At 34.5% G+C, this 18,967-nt stretch carries 8 protein-coding genes and 1 pseudogene; 5 read left to right on the forward strand and 4 right to left on the reverse strand.

Going from position 1 to position 18,967, the window contains the following annotated elements:
- The first annotated feature begins 651 nt into the window (after window positions 1-651).
- Window positions 652-2,100, forward strand: a complete 1,449-nt coding sequence (gene nagE, locus CN946_RS08430) for an N-acetylglucosamine-specific PTS transporter subunit IIBC (RefSeq protein WP_098860735.1) — start codon at window positions 652-654, stop codon at window positions 2,098-2,100.
- Between the two features lie 41 nt (window positions 2,101-2,141).
- On the opposite strand, the gene CN946_RS08435 is transcribed toward nagE, so the two are convergent.
- Window positions 2,142-2,960, reverse strand: coding sequence for a PRD domain-containing protein (locus CN946_RS08435; RefSeq protein ID WP_098860736.1), 819 nt, complete (start codon window positions 2,958-2,960; stop codon window positions 2,142-2,144).
- A gap of 689 nt (window positions 2,961-3,649) precedes the next feature.
- On the opposite strand from CN946_RS08435, the gene CN946_RS08440 reads away from it, so the two are divergent.
- Together CN946_RS08440 and CN946_RS23395 are read left to right on the forward strand one after the other, a co-directional pair.
- Window positions 3,650-7,222, forward strand: coding sequence for a family 20 glycosylhydrolase (locus CN946_RS08440; protein WP_098860737.1), 3,573 nt, complete (start codon window positions 3,650-3,652; stop codon window positions 7,220-7,222).
- Window positions 7,223-7,396: 174 nt separating this feature from the next.
- Window positions 7,397-7,570 carry a hypothetical protein gene (locus tag CN946_RS23395; protein ID WP_176547262.1) on the forward strand — a complete coding sequence of 58 codons (174 nt, stop codon included), beginning with the start codon at window positions 7,397-7,399 and terminating at the stop codon, window positions 7,568-7,570.
- A gap of 221 nt (window positions 7,571-7,791) precedes the next feature.
- On the opposite strand, the gene CN946_RS08445 is transcribed toward CN946_RS23395, so the two are convergent.
- A complete protein-coding gene (locus tag CN946_RS08445) occupies window positions 7,792-11,952 on the reverse strand; it encodes a S8 family serine peptidase (protein WP_098860738.1) in 4,161 nt (1,386 codons plus the stop codon).
- Window positions 11,953-13,000: 1,048 nt separating this feature from the next.
- On the opposite strand from CN946_RS08445, the gene CN946_RS23130 reads away from it, so the two are divergent.
- Complete coding sequence (locus tag CN946_RS23130) at window positions 13,001-13,171, forward strand: NlpC/P60 family protein (RefSeq protein ID WP_141546883.1); 171 nt, start codon at window positions 13,001-13,003, stop codon at window positions 13,169-13,171.
- 220 nt (window positions 13,172-13,391) lie between these two features.
- Here CN946_RS23130 and CN946_RS08450 read toward each other — a convergent pair whose 3' ends face one another.
- The gene (locus CN946_RS08450) at window positions 13,392-16,898 is read right to left on the reverse strand and encodes a S8 family serine peptidase (protein ID WP_098860739.1); all 3,507 of its coding nucleotides are present in this window, start codon (window positions 16,896-16,898) and stop codon (window positions 13,392-13,394) included.
- A gap of 641 nt (window positions 16,899-17,539) precedes the next feature.
- Window positions 17,540-17,986 (reverse strand): annotated as a pseudogene (locus tag CN946_RS08455) (hypothetical protein); the annotation flags it as partial.
- A gap of 255 nt (window positions 17,987-18,241) precedes the next feature.
- Between CN946_RS08455 and CN946_RS08460 the strand changes: the two are divergent.
- Entirely contained in the window at window positions 18,242-18,964 is a 723-nt protein-coding gene (locus CN946_RS08460) for an amino acid ABC transporter ATP-binding protein (RefSeq protein ID WP_098426718.1), read from the forward strand.
- Window positions 18,965-18,967 lie beyond the last annotated feature (3 nt).

Consider the following 18,967-nt stretch of genomic DNA (forward strand, 5'->3'; position numbering starts at 1 on the left):
TTTATTGTACCTCCATGCCTTTTTTATTTTTTTACTACTTAAAAAGGAGCATTTACATACGAACGCTACTAAATTTTTTTGAAAACTGGAAATTACATACTATGTTCAATGCTTTACTAATGCAGTAAGAGAATGTTCTAGATCGGATTTTTAATCAGAAGATAGTAGATGAGGGATAGCAGTCATTTCAACTTATTGCAAAATTCAATCTCCGGTAAAAAGGAGAAATTCTAATTTCAGCAACTAAACATGCAATGGAAATTTTTGCGGAAATTGAGCTAGAAATTCTCGTTCACGTGGGATTAGACCCGGTTTCTTTTATGGAAATTGCTTTAATATTGCAGTAAAAAACGGTACAAAGTTTTTGTCGGGTAGTTATTGGTGGAGGTTGATTGCGATTTTATTCGAACCAATACAAAAAGCATAATAACACCCATCATAATTACTAATAGTCATCAGATTAACGATTTATCTTAAGAGTGAAAGTGAGACTCTTCAAGAGAAGACCGGTAATTTTACCGTAGTTGTAAGTGAATAAATTCTTTAGGAGGTGATCGACTAAGTAACAAAAGCTGAATTTGGTGCAATTCTTTATACTTAGGAATTATTCATTTTTGTAGTTTATTAAAAAAATTTCATGGGGGTAATAAAATGAAGAAATATTTACAGAGAATTGGTCGTTCATTGATGTTACCAGTAGCCGTTCTGCCTGCTGCGGCAATTCTGATGGGTATCGGTTATTGGATCGATCCTACCGGCTGGGGTGCTGATAGTCCTTTAGCTGCCTTTTTAATTAAAGCTGGTGCCTCTATTATTGATAATATCCCAATTCTTTTTGCAGTTGGAGTCGCATTGGGAATGGCGAAAGAAAAAGATGGTTCTTCTGCGTTAAGTGGTTTGGTTGCTTATCTCGTTGTAACGACATTGCTTTCACCAGGATCTGTCGCCTTGCTAGAAGGAATTGATCCGGCAAAGGTTGACCCGGCTTTTGCAAAAATAGGAAATGCCTTTGTTGGAATACTCTCCGGGGTAGTTGCTTCCATGATGTACAATCGTTTTAGTAAAGTAAAGTTACCGGATGCCTTTGCATTCTTCAGTGGTAAACGTCTAGTTCCAATAATGACAGCAGTTTCAATGTTAGTGATTTCTGCAATATTATTTTTTATATGGCCAATTATTTATACAGGATTAGTTTCGTTTGGTAAAGGTATTAGTGAATTAGGTGCTACTGGTGCAGGGCTTTATGGATTCTTCAATCGTTTATTGATTCCAACAGGATTACATCATGCTCTAAACTCTGTATTCTGGTTTGATGTAGCAGGAATTAATGATATTGGTAATTTCTGGTCAGGTAAGGGGACTAAGGGAATCACAGGTATGTATCAAGCTGGCTTCTTCCCGGTCATGATGTTCGGTTTGCCTGCTGCTGGCCTTGCAATGTATCATACTGCAAATACAAAAAAGAAAAAGCAAGTGGCATCATTGATGCTTGCAGGAGGTTTCGCTGCCTTCTTTACAGGAGTGACAGAGCCTATTGAATTTGCTTTCATGTTTGTTGCGCCACTACTTTATCTAGTGCATGCAGTCTTAACAGGTATTTCATTAGCCATAGCAGCAGCATTTCATTGGACAGCAGGATTTGGATTTAGTGCAGGATTTGTTGACTTTATTTTAAGTTCAAGACTTCCGTTAGCGAACCACCCTTATATGTTATTAGTTCAAGGTTTAGTTTTTGCAGTTATTTATTATTTCTTATTCCGATTTATCATTACAAAGTTTAACTTAATGACTCCTGGCCGTGAGGAAGATGATGATGAAACTTCCGATGGATCTGTTGTTGAAGGTGGAAGTAAATTTGCTATAATGGCAGCTCAGATTTACGAAGGATTAGGTGGAGACTCGAATGTTACTTCGATTGACAATTGTGTAACACGCTTAAGATTGGAAGTAAAAGATATGAACGCGGTAGACAAAAAGAAAATTAAAGCGACAGGAGTACCGGGTGTTAATATAGTAGGTCCACAGAGCATTCAGGTCATAGTAGGAACAAATGTGCAATTCGTAGCAGATGAAATGTTGAAAATTCGAAATAAAAAATAAACAATCAAAAACGCTTGGCCCCCCAAGCGTTTTTGAACAGCTTAATGTTTTCTTAATCTTTCAATATGTAGGGTTAAATATCCAAGTTCATGTTCGGGAAGTTGAATGGCATAAGTTTGCAATAGGTCCAAGGCGACTTTTTTTGCACACTTGTAAGCAATAGGAAATTTAGTTATGAACATTTTTAGCATCTCATCATCAATTGATTGAAATTTACCGTTGCTAATCCTGGAAACAGCATAGCGAAGATGGGTCACTAAACGTTGGTAAGATAGCTCATCTTCGTCTATATCAATTTTTAAGAACTCCTTGATTACTTGAATAATGTTACTAATAATGGCCGTTTGTCTAAGTGTTTGCTTCATTTCACCACCTTGTAACTTAGCAGTATGAATATGAATAGCGATATAGGCTGCTTCATCAACATGCATTTTTAGATTTGTTCTTTTTTCAATATGCTTGATTGCCCACATTCCGATATCAAATTCTTTTTTATAGAGAATCTTTATTTCATGAAAAAGCTTGTTTTTAAGATTAATCCCATCTCTTACTCGTTCAATAGCAAAAGATAAATGATCTGTCAGCCCGATATGGATATGGTCATTTAATTTGGTACCGAGGTATTCTTCTGCATAAGTAATAATCTCCTCTGAGATTTCAAAGTGTTTTTCGGGTATTTGGAGTAGCAATTGCTGTAACTTTTCATTTTCTTTCATAACAAAAAGCTTTTCAATTTTGCTAGGATTAACAATGTCATTTCTCTTTTTTTGAAAAGCGATTCCCATACCTATAGCAATCTTTTCTTTATTGTTTTCAGTTACCACTACCGCATTGTTGTTCAGAATTTTTTTGATTTTCACCTTAAACACGTCTCCTTGTTTCAGTATGTAAATCAGAGGATTAATAATGGAGTCTTTCTAAAAAGTACCATTCAGATTTTTGTAATAAACAATATCATTCTATGTTTATAAAAATTCTACATCATCTCTTACATTAAAAAAAGATGGGAAAAAATATGATTATATAAATTGAAATGCTATTTTCACATAATATTCCGATATTCCCTAAAACCAGTTGATGAGAATCTACAAAATGTAACACTAAATAAAATTATAATAATTTCTTTTTCTACCTAATTTTACAAAATAGTTCATAAAAAATAATCTATTTGTAATTATATGTCAAAAAATATCAATAAACATCATGTGAAATTCCCCCAATACACTTCAAGACATTACCTACTTATAATTTGGGTTAGTAGCTATTTTGGAATATCCAGAAATAGGTTGATCATAAGAATAGGCCTTATAAAAACAATCAAGAAGAGGAAAAGTACATATTTTAGACTCGCAATAGATTCAGATTTAGTTAGTAGACTAATAGATAAATGTAATAAGTGTGAATACGAGTAATCAATTTAAAAACATCACATTTTTAAGAAATATTTAGCTACTAATTACTTATGTAAAGGAGAAGTTGATGAGGGAAATTTGAAGAAGGTACTAATATAATTGATCCTTAAAACTCAAAATAAAGAGGAGAATGTAGGTTGAAAAAATTAATTAAAAATAAAATGTTCCCTATGACATTAGCAATTATGTTACTAATTAATTTACTACTTAATTTTGGATTAATATTACCTAATAAAGTTAAAGCAGCTCCAATTATTCCTTCCTTATTACCTAAACCTGTAAGTTATATACCGGGCACTGGTCAATTTACTTTAACCCCAAACAGTTCGATATACGTAGCGGGTAATTCTCAAGAAGAAACAGATCAAATTTATAACATTGCCAAATTACTCGTAGAAAAGTTAAATACTTCCACAGGGTTTAATATCAGCATATTAAAATCAAATAACCCACAAGCAGGAAGTATATATTTTACTACAATAGGAGGAACTTCTGAACAAGGTAATGAAGGCTATAGCTTAGTTACAGAAACTGATAAAGTTACAATTTCTGCATATAAACCAGAAGGTATTTTCAGAGGTACTCAAACGTTAATTCAGCTCTTACCTGCGGAAATTGAAAAGAACACAATTGTTACTGAAGTACCATGGGTTATACCTTGTTCAACCATTAATGACAAGCCTTCATATAGTTATCGAGGTTTTATGCTGGATGTAGCTAGACACTTTTTCACAGTAGATCAGGTTAAGCGTCAGATCGATCTTGCATCACAATATAAGATTAATAAACTTCATTTACACTTGTCAGATGATCAAGGTTGGCGAATTGAAATTAAATCCCGACCAGACCTCATAACATATGGAAGCTTATCTGCAGTTAATCGTGATCAGGGTGGATATTATACACAGGAACAGTTTAAAGATATCATTACGTATGCAAATGCCAGATATGTCGAAGTTATTCCTGAAATTGATATGCCCGGACATACGAATGCAGCATTAGCATCTATTCCAGAATTAAATTCTACTGGAGTCAGAGCGCAACCTAGATATGATACAGCAGTAGGTTATAGTACACTTATGGCTCGATCTGAAGCAACTTATGATTTTGTTGATGATGTAATAAGTGAACTAGCTGCTATTTCACCTTCACAATATATTCATATTGGTGGTGATGAATCTTTTTCAACTTCTGCAGCAGATTACGATTATTTTATAGGAAGAGTTGCAAGTATTGTAAATAAATATGGTAAGAAAGTTGTAGGATGGGATCCATATGATACTTCAACAGGTATAACATCGAGTGATTCCATTCTTCAAAACTGGCATAGTACCCCTTCAACTGGGACTTCTGCAATATCAAAAGGAATGAAGATGATATTATCTCCGGCAAATGCTTATATAGATCAGAAATATTACCCTGATTCTCCTTTAGGATTAAGCTGGAGAGGTTATATAAATACAAATAAAGCTTACAATTGGGATCCAACAGATTTTTCTCCTGCAGCTTCTATTTATGGAATAGAGAGCACATTATGGACAGAAACCGTTGTTACTCAGGATAATTTGGATTACATGATATATCCTCGATTAATAGCTAATGCTGAGGTTGGCTGGACACCTAAGAGTAGTAGAAACTGGACCGATTTTAAGACCAGACTTTATAACCATGCATCAAGTTTGGAGAATAAGGGAATCAAGTATTTCGCAGATCCTATTGCTTTCGCTCCGCCAGCACCGCCAATTAACTCAAAATGGAGCATGGATGAAGGTACGGGAACTACAGCATCCGAAAGCTCAGGTAGATATAATGCAACATTATTAAGTACCACCACAACTCTCCCAATATGGACAACAGGTAAATTTGGAAATGCTATTAGTCTTAATGGGACTTCTCAATATATAAGTTTGGGAGGCACAGAAATATCTGGAGACTGGACATTGGGAATGTGGGTTAATGGAAGATCCAATACAACCAAAAGTGCAGAGGCACTCGTTAGTGGACCAACATCAAGTATAAAGGCTAACCAGTGGAATAAAACAGGTAAAGTTGGATTTTCTGTATTTGGAGTTAAAGACAGTTCTTTCAATTATAAGCTTCCTACTACAAACACATGGGTTCATCTGACATTTGTTGGCTCTAGTGCAGGGACATCACTTTATGTAAATGGTGTACTTAATCAAACAATTCCAGATAAAATGAATTGTCCAATGTCATATGTGGGAGCTGAAATACAACCAGGAACTGGTACAAAAACCTCATTCTTTGCAGGGAGCGTAGACCAACTAACAATTGTCGATAGAGCTTTGAGTGCAAGTGAGATTGTAACATTGACAAAATCACCAATTGCAACTTTAAGTTCTATTACTTTAAATGATACACCATTAAATGGATTTGAAGCACAAACAACAGATTACAATGTAGTGTTACCAGCAGGAACAAATGAAGTTCCAATAGTAGCTGCAACTACATCAGATAGTAATGCAAGTGTAGAAGTCAAAACTGCAACAAAACTACCTGATACAACAACTATTAAGGTAACTGCTGAGGATGGAACTACAATAAAATCATATAATGTGAACTTTACAGTTGATAAATTGAATGCTGTCAATATAAAAGCTGATAAAGACGTCTTTAGCAAGACGCAAACAGGAATGCTTAATATTACAGGAAAGCTTGAAAGTGGATTATATGCAGATTTAACAAAAGCCACAATACAGTATAAAAGCAGTAATCCAGAAGTAGCATCGGTAGATAAAAATGGGGTAATAACACCTAATAAAGAAGGAAATGCAGAACTAAATGCAATAGTTAATCTATACGGTACAATAATAGAATCAAATAACATCCCAATTGTAGTAGATTATACGGCACCTGTTTCTCTCGCAAAGGTAAATGGAATCAGGTCGAATGATTGGTATAATTCGAATGTAACTGTTACTTTAAGTTCAAATGATAATTTGAGCGGCCTTAAAAGGACAGAATACAGAATCGGCGGTAGTAGCGAAGAGTGGATTCCTTATAATGAACCGGTTGATCTTAATCAAGAGGGAGTTTATACGCTAGAATTTCGCTCGATGGACAGGGCAGGTAATATAGAAGAAACAAGACAGCAGATAATTAAAATTGATAAAACAATGCCTCACTTTAATCTTACTGTAAATGGTAAAGAATTAAATGATGGAGAGTCGTTCGATGACTATTTACCACTTACCCTTAATGTTGCAGATGATTTATCTGGAATAGCTTCAGCAAAGATCAAAATAGACGGAGAGGTCTATATTATTGACACGAAAACACAGCAGAGTGTAGATATAGAAATGGCGGGTAAACCAGGAAGTTTTACAGCCCTAGTTACACTAGAGGATTTAGCTGGCAATCAATTGGAAACTTCGCTTAGTTTTAAAGTCACTACGGGTATAAACTCAATGATGGAGTTGGTAAGACGCTATATGAATTCAGATGAGCTCACTGGACCAATCATACCACAGCTTACAAATCATCTTAATCAAGCCCAGCATCAGCTAGATATTGGGGAGCCTAAAAATGCAGCTAAGCATTTACAGGATTTTATAGACAGCCTAAATAATAAAGAATTGGCTAAGTATAGCAATGAAAAGGCTAAAACTGTTTTGAATGCTGATGCACAGAAAATAATAGATAACATAACTTATTCATCTTATTCTACTCTATCCAAATATAGTTATTAAACAAGTATACTGATTTGTGTACTAATTTGTCACCGGCTTTTGCTGGTGTTTTTTTTTTGATGAATCATTAACATCGCTTTATCTTTCTTGCACAGCTATATTAGACTATTCCGACTTAAAAGAGGATTTTATAAAAAAGCCCTCCAATCAGGAAGTGCTAGTGTAGCAAAAGAGATGGTTGAAGGAAAAGTTAGCACAGATTACTTCAAAGTGTTGGACATTTCGTCTCTTGTGAAAACATTGGAAGCAACTACAAAAACGAATCATACAGCAACACTTAACTGGTTAACTCCTGTTGATGCAACCAATGTGAAAATTGAGCAATCAACTGGGTACGGCCATGGATAAAAGCTATTACAAGTAAACCAACTCTTAGAGCTACTAGAAGCAATACTACCTTAGTTAGTTTTCATATAAAATGGTCATTGAAACAGTAACTATTTAAGAGTGAAGTTTATTAAGATTGCTTTTAAAAAAGCAAGTTTTCTTCTCATCAATCCACTACATAACACAAAAATAAAAAACCACCAACGTAAGCTGGTGGCAAATGAAAACTCAAATCACTATTTTTAGTTTATTCCTAAAGGTTCAAGATAATCTTCCAGAACTTTTCCTTTATATTTTGTCGTTGGTTGTTTATGGATCGTAGTGTCAGGATTTAACAATAGGTAGTTATCTTTAACAAACTCCATATCCTTTACATCAACTACACCATCATTATTGATATCTGCATTTCGATCGTTCGTTTTAAGCTTTTCGGAAATATATGCAGCATCGAGAATATCAATTACGTTATCATTATTAACGTCTCCTGCTCTCATTGTTCCGTAGAAGATATACTTAAGTTTTCCAACTTCCTGTCCTTCATATAGGTCTACTAGATCATCTACCTTTGTATGTCTTTCAAAGTGTCCAGGAACCTTTACAACGAGTTCATAGGATTGATTAGTTAAAGGAAGATTCTTTATGGAGAATCTTGCAGAACTGTTAATTGTTGCATCATATCGTTTTCCATCTTGGCCGATTAAATACACCTCAGCTCCAACTTTTGAATAGTCTTTATTGTAATCAAGCCATAATGTACCTGGAGCAATAAAGCCATCAGGCAAGAAGCCACCTTCGAGAATGGAGGATGTTGGCAGTATATTGATTCCTCTACCAAATTTGTTAATAAACAATGGCGATTGGTTTAATACATATGCTTTTGCTGATGTGATATTGATTTGCTGAACCCATTTTGTGTAGGTAGTTGGATTCTCTTTCACTTTGAAAGTGAGCTCTGCTACTGCCATATTTTGATTTATTCCTGAAGTAGGGTTTGTACCTGTTAATTGTGGTATTAATTTAATACTGTTCGTTGTACCAGAAGTTGTTTCTACCTTTGTTATGTTAGCAGAAAGTCCCTTATCCTGAGCAGTCTTAACAAAATCGCTGTTTAATTCCACGCCTTGAAGTTCAAATACTTGATTTGAATAAGAAAGAGTATATTCTCCTCCCATTAAATCTTTAATATTTTGCTCACTTAAAGTTACCTTAAAAGTATCACCATATTTTGCATTACTTTTGTCAGTCGTTAGCTTCACATATGGAGTACCCTTTTTCACCAATGTGTAAGTAAAATCAGGATGATCCTGCATTCCGTTCACAGCATTATCAAAGGTTTGAAGAGTGACCGTTGTGTTATTCCCTTGCTGAATCGTTCTTTGGTATTCAAAATTACCATTTTTGTCAATCGTGAGCGGGATTTTTCCACTCGGGAAAGTAGTTAATGCATTAACCATATTTGTGGATTGGTCAACATTAAAACCATATTTATTCATAACATCAACATTTGAGTCATTAATGGTTCCGCTTAGTTTTAGACCATTTTCATCCACTTCATATACTCCATCAGGAGTATTCATTTTAACTGTTGGAAGCGTATTGTCTATAAAGACTTGCTCAGACTTTTTAAATAGATCTCCATCTTCGTTTTGTGCCACTAATTCAATTTCATATCTCCCAGGTGAAGCAAGTTTCTTAGTCAAACTTATTGGTTGATCTTTATTCGACGTAAACGGGAAGTACAGCCCAACAAATCCACCTTCTACGCCCCAAAACGTATCTTCATTAAAATACCCACCATGGTAGGAGTCAATAATCCCAAGTGCTTCGCCAGTATCTGCATTTTTTAAAACAACATCAACATCGGTCATACGACTTGAAAAACTAAATCCAATTGGAGTATATCCCATGAAACTAGTATTTAAATCTCTTCTAGTCGCAAAGGATTTAAATGGTACTTCAAAATCTTTTATTCCTTCTTTTAACTTCTTAAATCCAAATGGAATTTGGTAAACTTCGTTGCGATCGTTTTTATTAGTAAAGTAAATATATCCTTCATACAAACCAAGCTCAGAGTCTTTTGGTATTGTTAGATTAGTTTTAATGGAAGAGGTTGCATTAGGATTTACCGTTACTTCAGAAGCAATATCCAAATTCACACCATTTTTTAAAGCATCTTGTGACATTGAGCCACCTGGATTATATACAACTTTTACGTCAAATACTTTTTCTGAATTAGAGCTATTTGTTAGATCAATTGTTTTTCTAATTTTATAATCCTTTTTAGATTCAGGAATAGGGCCATAAGCAATGTCACCAGCTGTCTGTGGTAGATTTACGGGTTGTCCATTTTCTAAAGTTGATATTTCATCATTCACACTTACTTTAATAGAAGAATGGACAGCTTCGTATGTATCAATTCTTCCAGAACCTTCTTCAAATACGCTATATGAACCATTTAATTTATCAGCGGTATTCATCAAAGCTAGTTTAACATCCTCAGGTGTGTATTCAGGATGGTTTTGCAAAATCAAGGCAGCAGAGCCAGCTACATGAGGAGTAGCCATTGATGTACCAGAAAATCTTGCATATGCATGCTGGTAATCATCCCTATGGCCTTGTCCGTTAGCATAAGCTGGTATGGAAGAGAACACTCCTACACCTGGAGCCGTGACTTCAGGCTTAATATCATAATCTCTTCTTCCTGGTCCTTTTGAGCTAAAGTCTGCTAATTGATCCCCTTGTTGAGTCATTTTCCCAAAATCTTTAATGGTAAGGTTAACTGCACCATTTTTTAACATATTGACGATTTTAGTACCTTGTTCGTTTAAAACGTTGAAGGTAGGGCATAAGTCAAAGGAATAGCCAAAATAGTAAGGAATATAGTCTTCGTTAGGAACATTATTGTAAAGAATAACTGCTTTTGCTCCGTTTTCCTTTGCGAGATTAATCTTAGCATTTAATGTTGTATCACCACGTTCAATTAGTACCACTTTATCTCTAACATCTTTACCAAAATAGCTAGGAATTGCACCTTTATCCACATTAACGATTGGAAGAGTCATTCCTTTTAGCGAATCGAGCGAAGTTCGATAATCTAGAGCCATCATTCTTATGTTGTTTAAATTAATCGTTTCATTAATTGAACTGATCTCTACATTACTCGTTTCAGCAGTAACAGCTGAACTGCTAGCACCGACTGATATACCAAGTGGCGATGCAGCTGGATTTCCGATAGAATACGGTGCTCCGAAATTCCCTGCAGCAATAACACAGACTGTTCCAGCCAAAGTTGCATTATTGATAGCAACTGACATCGGATTAAGTGGGTCAGTTATATCTGTTCCCAATGATAAATTAATAACGTTCATCTTTTCTTGTACAGCTCGATCGATCCCTGCAATTATGGTACTGCTTAGGCCACTACCATAAGGACCTAAAACCTTATATCCATAAAGTTCTACATCCGGAGCAACACCCGTTATAGCGAAGTCAGAATTATTTTTCCCAGTACCAGCAATAATTCCGGATACATGTGTTCCATGATCCGTCCAATATGATGCTCCACTCAATGGATTAAATTGCGGCTGACCTGATTTCAAAAAGTCTTGATAGGTTGTTTCCATTGGGTCTGAATCGTTATTGACGAAATCATATCCACCCTTATAAACATCCTTTAGGTCAGGATGGGTATAATCGATTCCTGTATCAATGACACCAACCTTGATCCCCTTGCCAGTTATTCCTTCCTTATGTAATTTGTCAGCGCCAATTTGCTCAATGTTATCTTGTGTTAAGGTTGAACTTGATAATGTTGAATTGTTTGTTGATTCGGCTTCAGTCTCAACGTTTGGCTCAATTGAAACTTCTTTATTTTCCCAAACCGCTTGGACGGTATCCATATTTAATAATTCTTGAACCTGATTAGCAGGTAGTGTCATGGAAACTCCATTTAAAGCATGCTTGTATTCATTTTTGATTTCGAAGGATTCATTTAATTTTTGATTGTCATTTAGTTGTTCCTTAAATTTTTTATGGGAATCTTCTACATTTTTTCTGGACTCTTCCATTGACGCATGAAGTCCTTTAGCTTGTTTTAACTTAAAATCAACCTCTGCTGGTTTTTGTTTAAATTGAACAATAACACTTAACGGTGTATCTACATTTAAATTAACATCCGGCGAAATCTTTAACCCTTCAAAGTTCATCTCTTGCATGCTGTGAATTTTATCTCTGTCAGAATCGGATATATTTTTTATGTAACTGTCAATATCCTTATTACTAGAGTTGGAATCTGTCACCGCAAAAGATTTCTGCCCAGATATAAAACAAGTAGTCATTAAGCTTGTGGTTAACACCCCAGTTGTCATAACTTTAATGAGTTTTTTGTTTCTACTTTTCTTCATCAAACCTCTCCTTTTCAAACTAAAATAGTAATCTAATATATTTGTAAAAATGTGATGTCTCTTCGTGGTTTATTACGATCTTTCACATTTAATACACATAAGTTTTTTACAACACGCCATACTTAGGGATGCTCGGAATATTCTTACAAATCAATAATATAGTTAAACATGATTTTTAAAAATGGGGGAAATTCAGATAAAACCCGTTCGCTTATTTATACAAAAACTTACAAAAAAATCGATATTAATATTACTTTTTGTCAAAACAGATAAGAAAAGGGGGAATATCACCGGTTTTATTGTAATTATTTGTAGATTGCCGATTTTTGAATTGGGGAAGAATTAGTACTTCATGAGAGATTGGTTAGTAATTCTTTGTATAAGGATAAAATACAGTGAATTTGACCTACCTTTATTTTCTATGATTAAGGCTTATTGATTATAGATCATCTATAGCCCTGTCACTTTTTGCGATAGAAAAATGTAAGAAAGTTATAAAGTAATTAAATAAAAAAACAGCATTTGATATGACCAAATATAGTAGTCACTCAAAAAAGCCCATCACATAAATAGGATAGGTAGTCTACTAAGAGTGAGCTAATTACGGCATTTCTAGGATCGGAATTTAATAAGTATTCAATTGAGTTAAAACAAAAAGCACTTAGTCTTTAAGTAGAAGGGGCAGTAGCTAAGCTAGGAATTCGAATTCCGACTTATACTCCTTATAATTTAAATTCGAGTCAATTGAAGAAGAAAGAGACGAGTTAAAAGCGAATGTAGAATACTAAAAAAGGGGAGAGGTAATTCCAAATCAAATTCGATAAATCACAGAAGTTTCAAGAACTAGTTTCTACAAAAGGGGAAAATGGGTTGTAAATAAATTAAACAAGAGTACTATTGAGCGCACGGTTAAAGCTCATATTCAAGTGATCAATGAGGAAGGACTATATTTCAGATACACTAAAAATGGATAATCGCAAATAGTATAACGATTCTTCTGTACAAGCTAAGTTAGGTAAGGAAGTCAACAATGATGAGATTCAGCCTGATGATATCTTATTCTTTGCAAGTAAGAATGAAACTGGCTCCCGTTCATCACGTCTCGAGGTATATCGGTGACGGTCTAATGATTCATACTCCTAACGCTTCAAATGTCGAAATCATCCCGTTAAACACTCCAGGCTATTTTGAAAAATTCTCAGGGGCTGGCCGCTACTAGGAAGAATAATAGAATTGTAAATTCGAAAACATTGATGTTTCTATAAATAACTTATGAAGTAGGGGAGATTGCTTTTGAATTAAATTAAGTTATAAAATGTTTTGCACCTTGAAATAAAATATTTGTTAGATTAAGTGAATCAAAGTAAAAAAGCTATCTAGTTCCTAAAATAAATAGGATAGATAGCTTTTTTAATTTAACTAGTTGATTTAAATTATGTTTATTGAAGAACCGTTACTTTTGTAGGTGTTGATGATACTTTAAATCCATCCTTTGCAACTACATCAGCTGAGATATAGTACGTACCATTTGGAAGATCTGGTTTTGGTATCCACTTTGTATGCACTTCTTTTTGATTTTTAAGTTCAAAAGTATCAACTACTTTTCCATTTGTATCCTTAACATAGAACGTCCAATCTACTCTGTTTTGAGCATAATAATCAACACTTGCTTGTCTGTTCTTGTTTAAATTGGTAGACGGATATACACTACCGTTTGAAAGAACCATCCATTCACTCATGTATTTTGGACTTTGGTCTCCCCAAACAGTGTAAGAGTGATTAAATGCATTGTCTGCTCCGATCACAACAATACTTTTCGGTTCTACATTTATTATCATTGATGTTGCTGCTCCTGGTGTATAGTAATTTCCGTTAACCCAAACCATAGAAGCACAATATCCACTTCCATTTTCATTATCTGTGCCTTTCCAAGAAATTTCGTATTTTCCATCTTTTGGCGTTACTTTAATGTCTGTAACTTTAGGAAGCGTCGAATCCACTTTTACAGGCATTTTCACTTCTTGTGGTTTTGCACCTGGATAGTCTAGAGTCGTTTTAATAACATATTTATAATTTCCATCAGGTACAACTTGTCCAGACTCATCTGTCATATCCCAACTATAGAGTTCATTGTAATAAAAGTCCCCATAAGACATGATATTTTTTCTGAATTTCCATGGAGTACCTGTAGCTGTATATTCACTGAAGTCACCTAAATAGTTAACCATATTTCCAGTCTGATCTTCGATAAACATCTCAGCTTTTTGCAAATTACGTAAAACAGTAAACGAAGAATAGATTCCATCTAAATGATAGTTTGGGGAAATTGCAATTTTGCTTAAATCAAAAGTTCCTTTTGTCGAATCATATCCTTTTGGATAACGTTCTGATGTACCATCCCATAGTGCTGTATAGCCTAAAAATGCATCCTTTTCCCATGCTGGAGGGTCGATATTTTTTGGTTCATCCCAATTTCCATAGAATCCCATATAAGGCATAGAAATTGGTACAGCTTTATCTTTAGATTTATCTGTTGGAACTAATCGGACAAATCCTTCTACAAAACTATTTTTCTTTAATGACTCAGGTAAATTAATATTAACCGTTAACATTTTTGTTTGACCAGGTTTGATTTTAAGTAATGTGCCATCTTGATCTGTTACTTTATTATCATTTACAGTCACAGTAGCACCATTAATACGTTCACTTGTCATAGTTAGATAGTCTTTTGAATCCATAGTACCATCAGTGTCTAAATCAAATTCCTTCGTTTCAGTCTTATCTTTTAGTAAATCTACATAAACATTGTATTCAATATCATCACTATTATTTTTTCCTTTAGGAGCATCAAATGCCTCTACATTTAATTTAAAGCTAGTATTTTGACCTATTTCCTTTAAAGCTACCGCACCAGCTTGTTCTAAAGGAGTGTTTCTATTAGTGACAATGACTGGGGTATTAATCGCATTTTGAATTTGCATTAAACCAGAACCTTGTACACGTGGCGAATATGGAACTTCTCCATTTGTTCTTGGATCCATAGCTACACTAGCTGTATTCATTAATGCAAGTTTTGATTTTAAAACTGTATTTTCTGAATGTGGCAATCCTTTTTCATAAAGAGCTTGTAATAATAATGCTGAACCCCCAGCAACATGAGGAGTTGCCATTGAAGTACCACTCATAACTTCATAATCATTTCCTGGGACCGTTGAATAAATGTTTCCACCAGGAGCAGAAATCTCAGGTTTAAAATCTAATGTGGTTGTGGAGCCAAATGACGAAAAATATGACATATTATCCTTTGTTGGATTATCCACCCAAGTATCGCCTGCCAATTTCATCTTTACAATTTGGCCACTTGTTAATTTATCGATTAATTGTTGTCCAGGGACCTTACCAGTTGTAGCAGCTGGTATTGAAAATTCGCTCAATCTTAAATAAGGATAATCAGACATACTATTTGGAGGTATAATGATAACTGCTTTTGCTTTATATCGCGCTGCGTTAAATTGAGCAAACGAATAGGAATTATATTGATTTAATAATTTTACTACTACTATTTTTCCTTCGACGTTTTTACCATTAAAATCAGATAGGCTACCGCCTTCACCTACATAGACCATTTCATATTCTTGACCCGGTACTAAATTTTTAGATAGCTTAAAATTAACATGTGGTGCGAACATTGTTTGATCTTGAAAAGGAAGCTTTAAACCACTTGCGTCTGCTAATGTATTTAAATGCATCTTAGTGTTTTCATAGGACGCAACTGATAAAGCATATGGACTTACACCTGGTGCACCAACTGTTCCAATATCAGGATTTTCTGCATATGGATTTTGAGAAGATTGAAGTATATTATTTTTTGTACTGTATGCTGAATTACCTCCAGCCACAACAACAAGAGTCCCTTGTTCTGTCGCAACCCGGATTGCTTTTTGGACTGGATCATCTTCTTCACTTACATAGCCTGCATCAGTTCCCAAACTCATATTAATTACATCTGCACCCATTGTAACTGCATGTTCAATACCTGCAATAATATCATCTTCATAAGCTCCAGAAGCTTTATCTGAAAATACTTTCTCTGCCAACAACTGAGTACCAGGTGCAATACCTTGAACTCCACCAATTGTTTCGTCTCCATTTGCGCCAACTGTACCTGCAACGTGGGTGCCATGAGGACTACCGTCTCCTCGAGGAATGACATCTGTATCATGGTCAGCCCAGTCATAACCCGTTGGAACTTTGTCCGTATACCAAACATCATTAACTGCAGTAGCGTCTAATTTACTTTTAATTCCACTTGGAGTTAATTTCTCTTTCTGTTTTCCCTTTTCAGTCAGTGTCATATCCTTATGAGTATAGTCAATCCCTGAGTCAACAATTGCTACAAGTAATCCTTCTCCTTGATAACCATATTGATTCCAAACCTTTTGAGCTTGCACTAATTCTTTACTTGCTGCCATTGTTTCATGGAACATCCTTGCAACATTAACATGAAGTACACCAGGAGTAGACTCGATTTCCTTCAAATTTTGATACTCAGTTTCTACACTAAATCCATTAAAACCTTCAAAAAATCTTTGCTTAACTTCAGGTGAATTTGATTTAGACTTATCCTTCTTTGTGATTTCCTCAATAACTTTATCTTGCTTTTCTTTAAATAATGATTTTTTGATTTTAGGTGAATCGTCAGTAGATGATGGTTGTTCAACTTCTACAATAAAACGAACTTTATCAGTTGGTTTATATACTTTCTCAAAACCTTCTTTTTTAACATCTTTATAAAGGGAATGATCTTGATCTGCAGTTTCTTGAACTGTTTGAGATGGGGATGTTGGGTCATTGATTTCTGCGAAAACTGAATATGATGAAAAAATCATTGATGTTAAAGCTGCTGTTGTCATTACTTTAAATGCTTGTATTTTGTTAGTTTTCATTTACTCCGCTCCTTCTTATATGAAAATAATCTTTTATTTAGTATTTGCAATTACACCATGAAGTGAGAGATTAATAGTTTAAAAGCTAGAAAAAATTAATGAAGAAAAAACACAAAGTTCGACTTAACTCTTATCATAATGTGAATAATTAAATACTATCTAAATCGTACATACACTATTTAACGAAGTAAATTGGGGTATTTTTGCATAAAATGACAAACCATATTTTTACAAAAAATGACATATTTAGCATTGTGCGGGCTAAAAACCTTATTTAATGTTGGTGAAATTGCATAATAATGTCGGATTATTTTTGTTTAGTAGATTAATTTATTGAATGATTTGGGTGAATAGTAAGAATATTCATTTAAATATGAGAGATTGGGCTAATATTGTAGAAAAAATGGTTAATAAGTACTGAGAGAGGGTTATTGCAAATTAAATTAGAGAGTTGAATTATGTTCTTGAATAGATTTTGCTGTTATTTATTTGTTAAAGATAAAAAATTGGTAAAATTCATGATGGGAATTTTAATAGTATGGGGGTTTAAAGTGGAAGTGAATTAAAAGAAAAGTTTAAAGCAGAAGATTGATTTTTATACAGCGAAAAACACTCCGGAAAATGCCTCCTTTGTTGTCGTTTGCTACACCTAATGTTGGTAACCCAACTCTTAAAGCAACTGGTAGTAAAACTGCACCTATTAAAGCTACTGCAGGAGACGGCCAGAAAAACCAAGATACAACCATCATAACAATACCAATCGTCCAATAGGCAAGTGTGGCGTTTCTCATCACCTTTGTAAATGGACTGATGAGTGCCTGATGCACTCCACTATCAGTTAAAGCTTTACTCATAGAAACAATAATCGAGATTACTAAAATAGTAGAAAGTAATTCAGTTATGGCGTATATGAAACTTGAAAACAAGATACTAACGGAACTTGAAAGTGACTCAGTTGCTACTAGACCAAGAAGGAAAATTCCTGCGAGGCAGACTAGGCTAGTGTCACGTCTAAGAATTAAAAATAAAATAATTAAACCTATAAATGCTACATAAAGCCAATGTATGGCAGTTAAATCAACATGCATGAGAATAGCCCCCTTTCGATACATATATTGGCTAACAATATATGCATTCGCCTAGATTAGGGTGATTGGAAAGATTTGACAGATTGACTTCTAAAAGTAGTACTTAATTAGCTACATTTTTAACTCAAATTAATAGAAAGAAAATTACTTAATGACGGAATAGTCAGAATTGTGTATAATGTTAATAAAATAGAAATCGTTTCCGCATTGTGGAAAAAAGTGTTGTTAATTACTCGGTGGGAGGGATGAAACAATATGATTAAGATCAAAAGTGTAAGTAAATCATTTGGGCCTTTACAAGTATTAAAAGGAATTGATTTAACGATTAAAGAAAAAGAAGTGGTTGTTTTATTAGGAGCAAGTGGATCAGGAAAGAGTACCCTTTTGAGATGTTTAAACTTCTTAGAGATTAATGATAAGGGAGAAATTTATTTTGAAGGTGAATTGGTTCAACCCGGCAAAACAGATTTGAATAAAATTCGGTCGGAGGTTGGTATGGTTTTTCAACACTTCAATCTCTTTCCGCATAAAACGGTTTTAGAAAATATAATTGAAGCTCCTATTCATGTTAGGGGCATGAAAAAAAGTGAAGCAAAAGACATTGCTATTGCTTTGTTGGACAAGGTTGGACTGACAGATAAGGCTGATGAATATCCAGAAATGTTATCAGGAGGACAAAAACAAAGGGTTGCGATTGCACGTGCACTTGCGATGAACCCGAGGGTAATGCTGTTTGATGAGCCTACTTCAGCATTAGATCCTGAACTGGTTGGAGAGGTTCTTCAAGTTATGAAGCAGTTAGCAAGTGAAGGAATGACAATGGTTGTAGTCACTCATGAAATGGGTTTTGCTAAAGGTGTAGCAGATCGAGTTTTATTCATGGAGGAAGGTCTAATTTTAGAGGAGGGTACACCTCAACAGTTTTTTGAAAATCCACAAAATGAAAGAACAAAACAATTTCTTAATAGTATTTTATAAAAT

Origin of the sequence: Bacillus sp. AFS053548, assembly GCF_002575105.1 — a bacterium.
Classification (GTDB): domain Bacteria; phylum Bacillota; class Bacilli; order Bacillales; family Bacillaceae_G; genus Gottfriedia.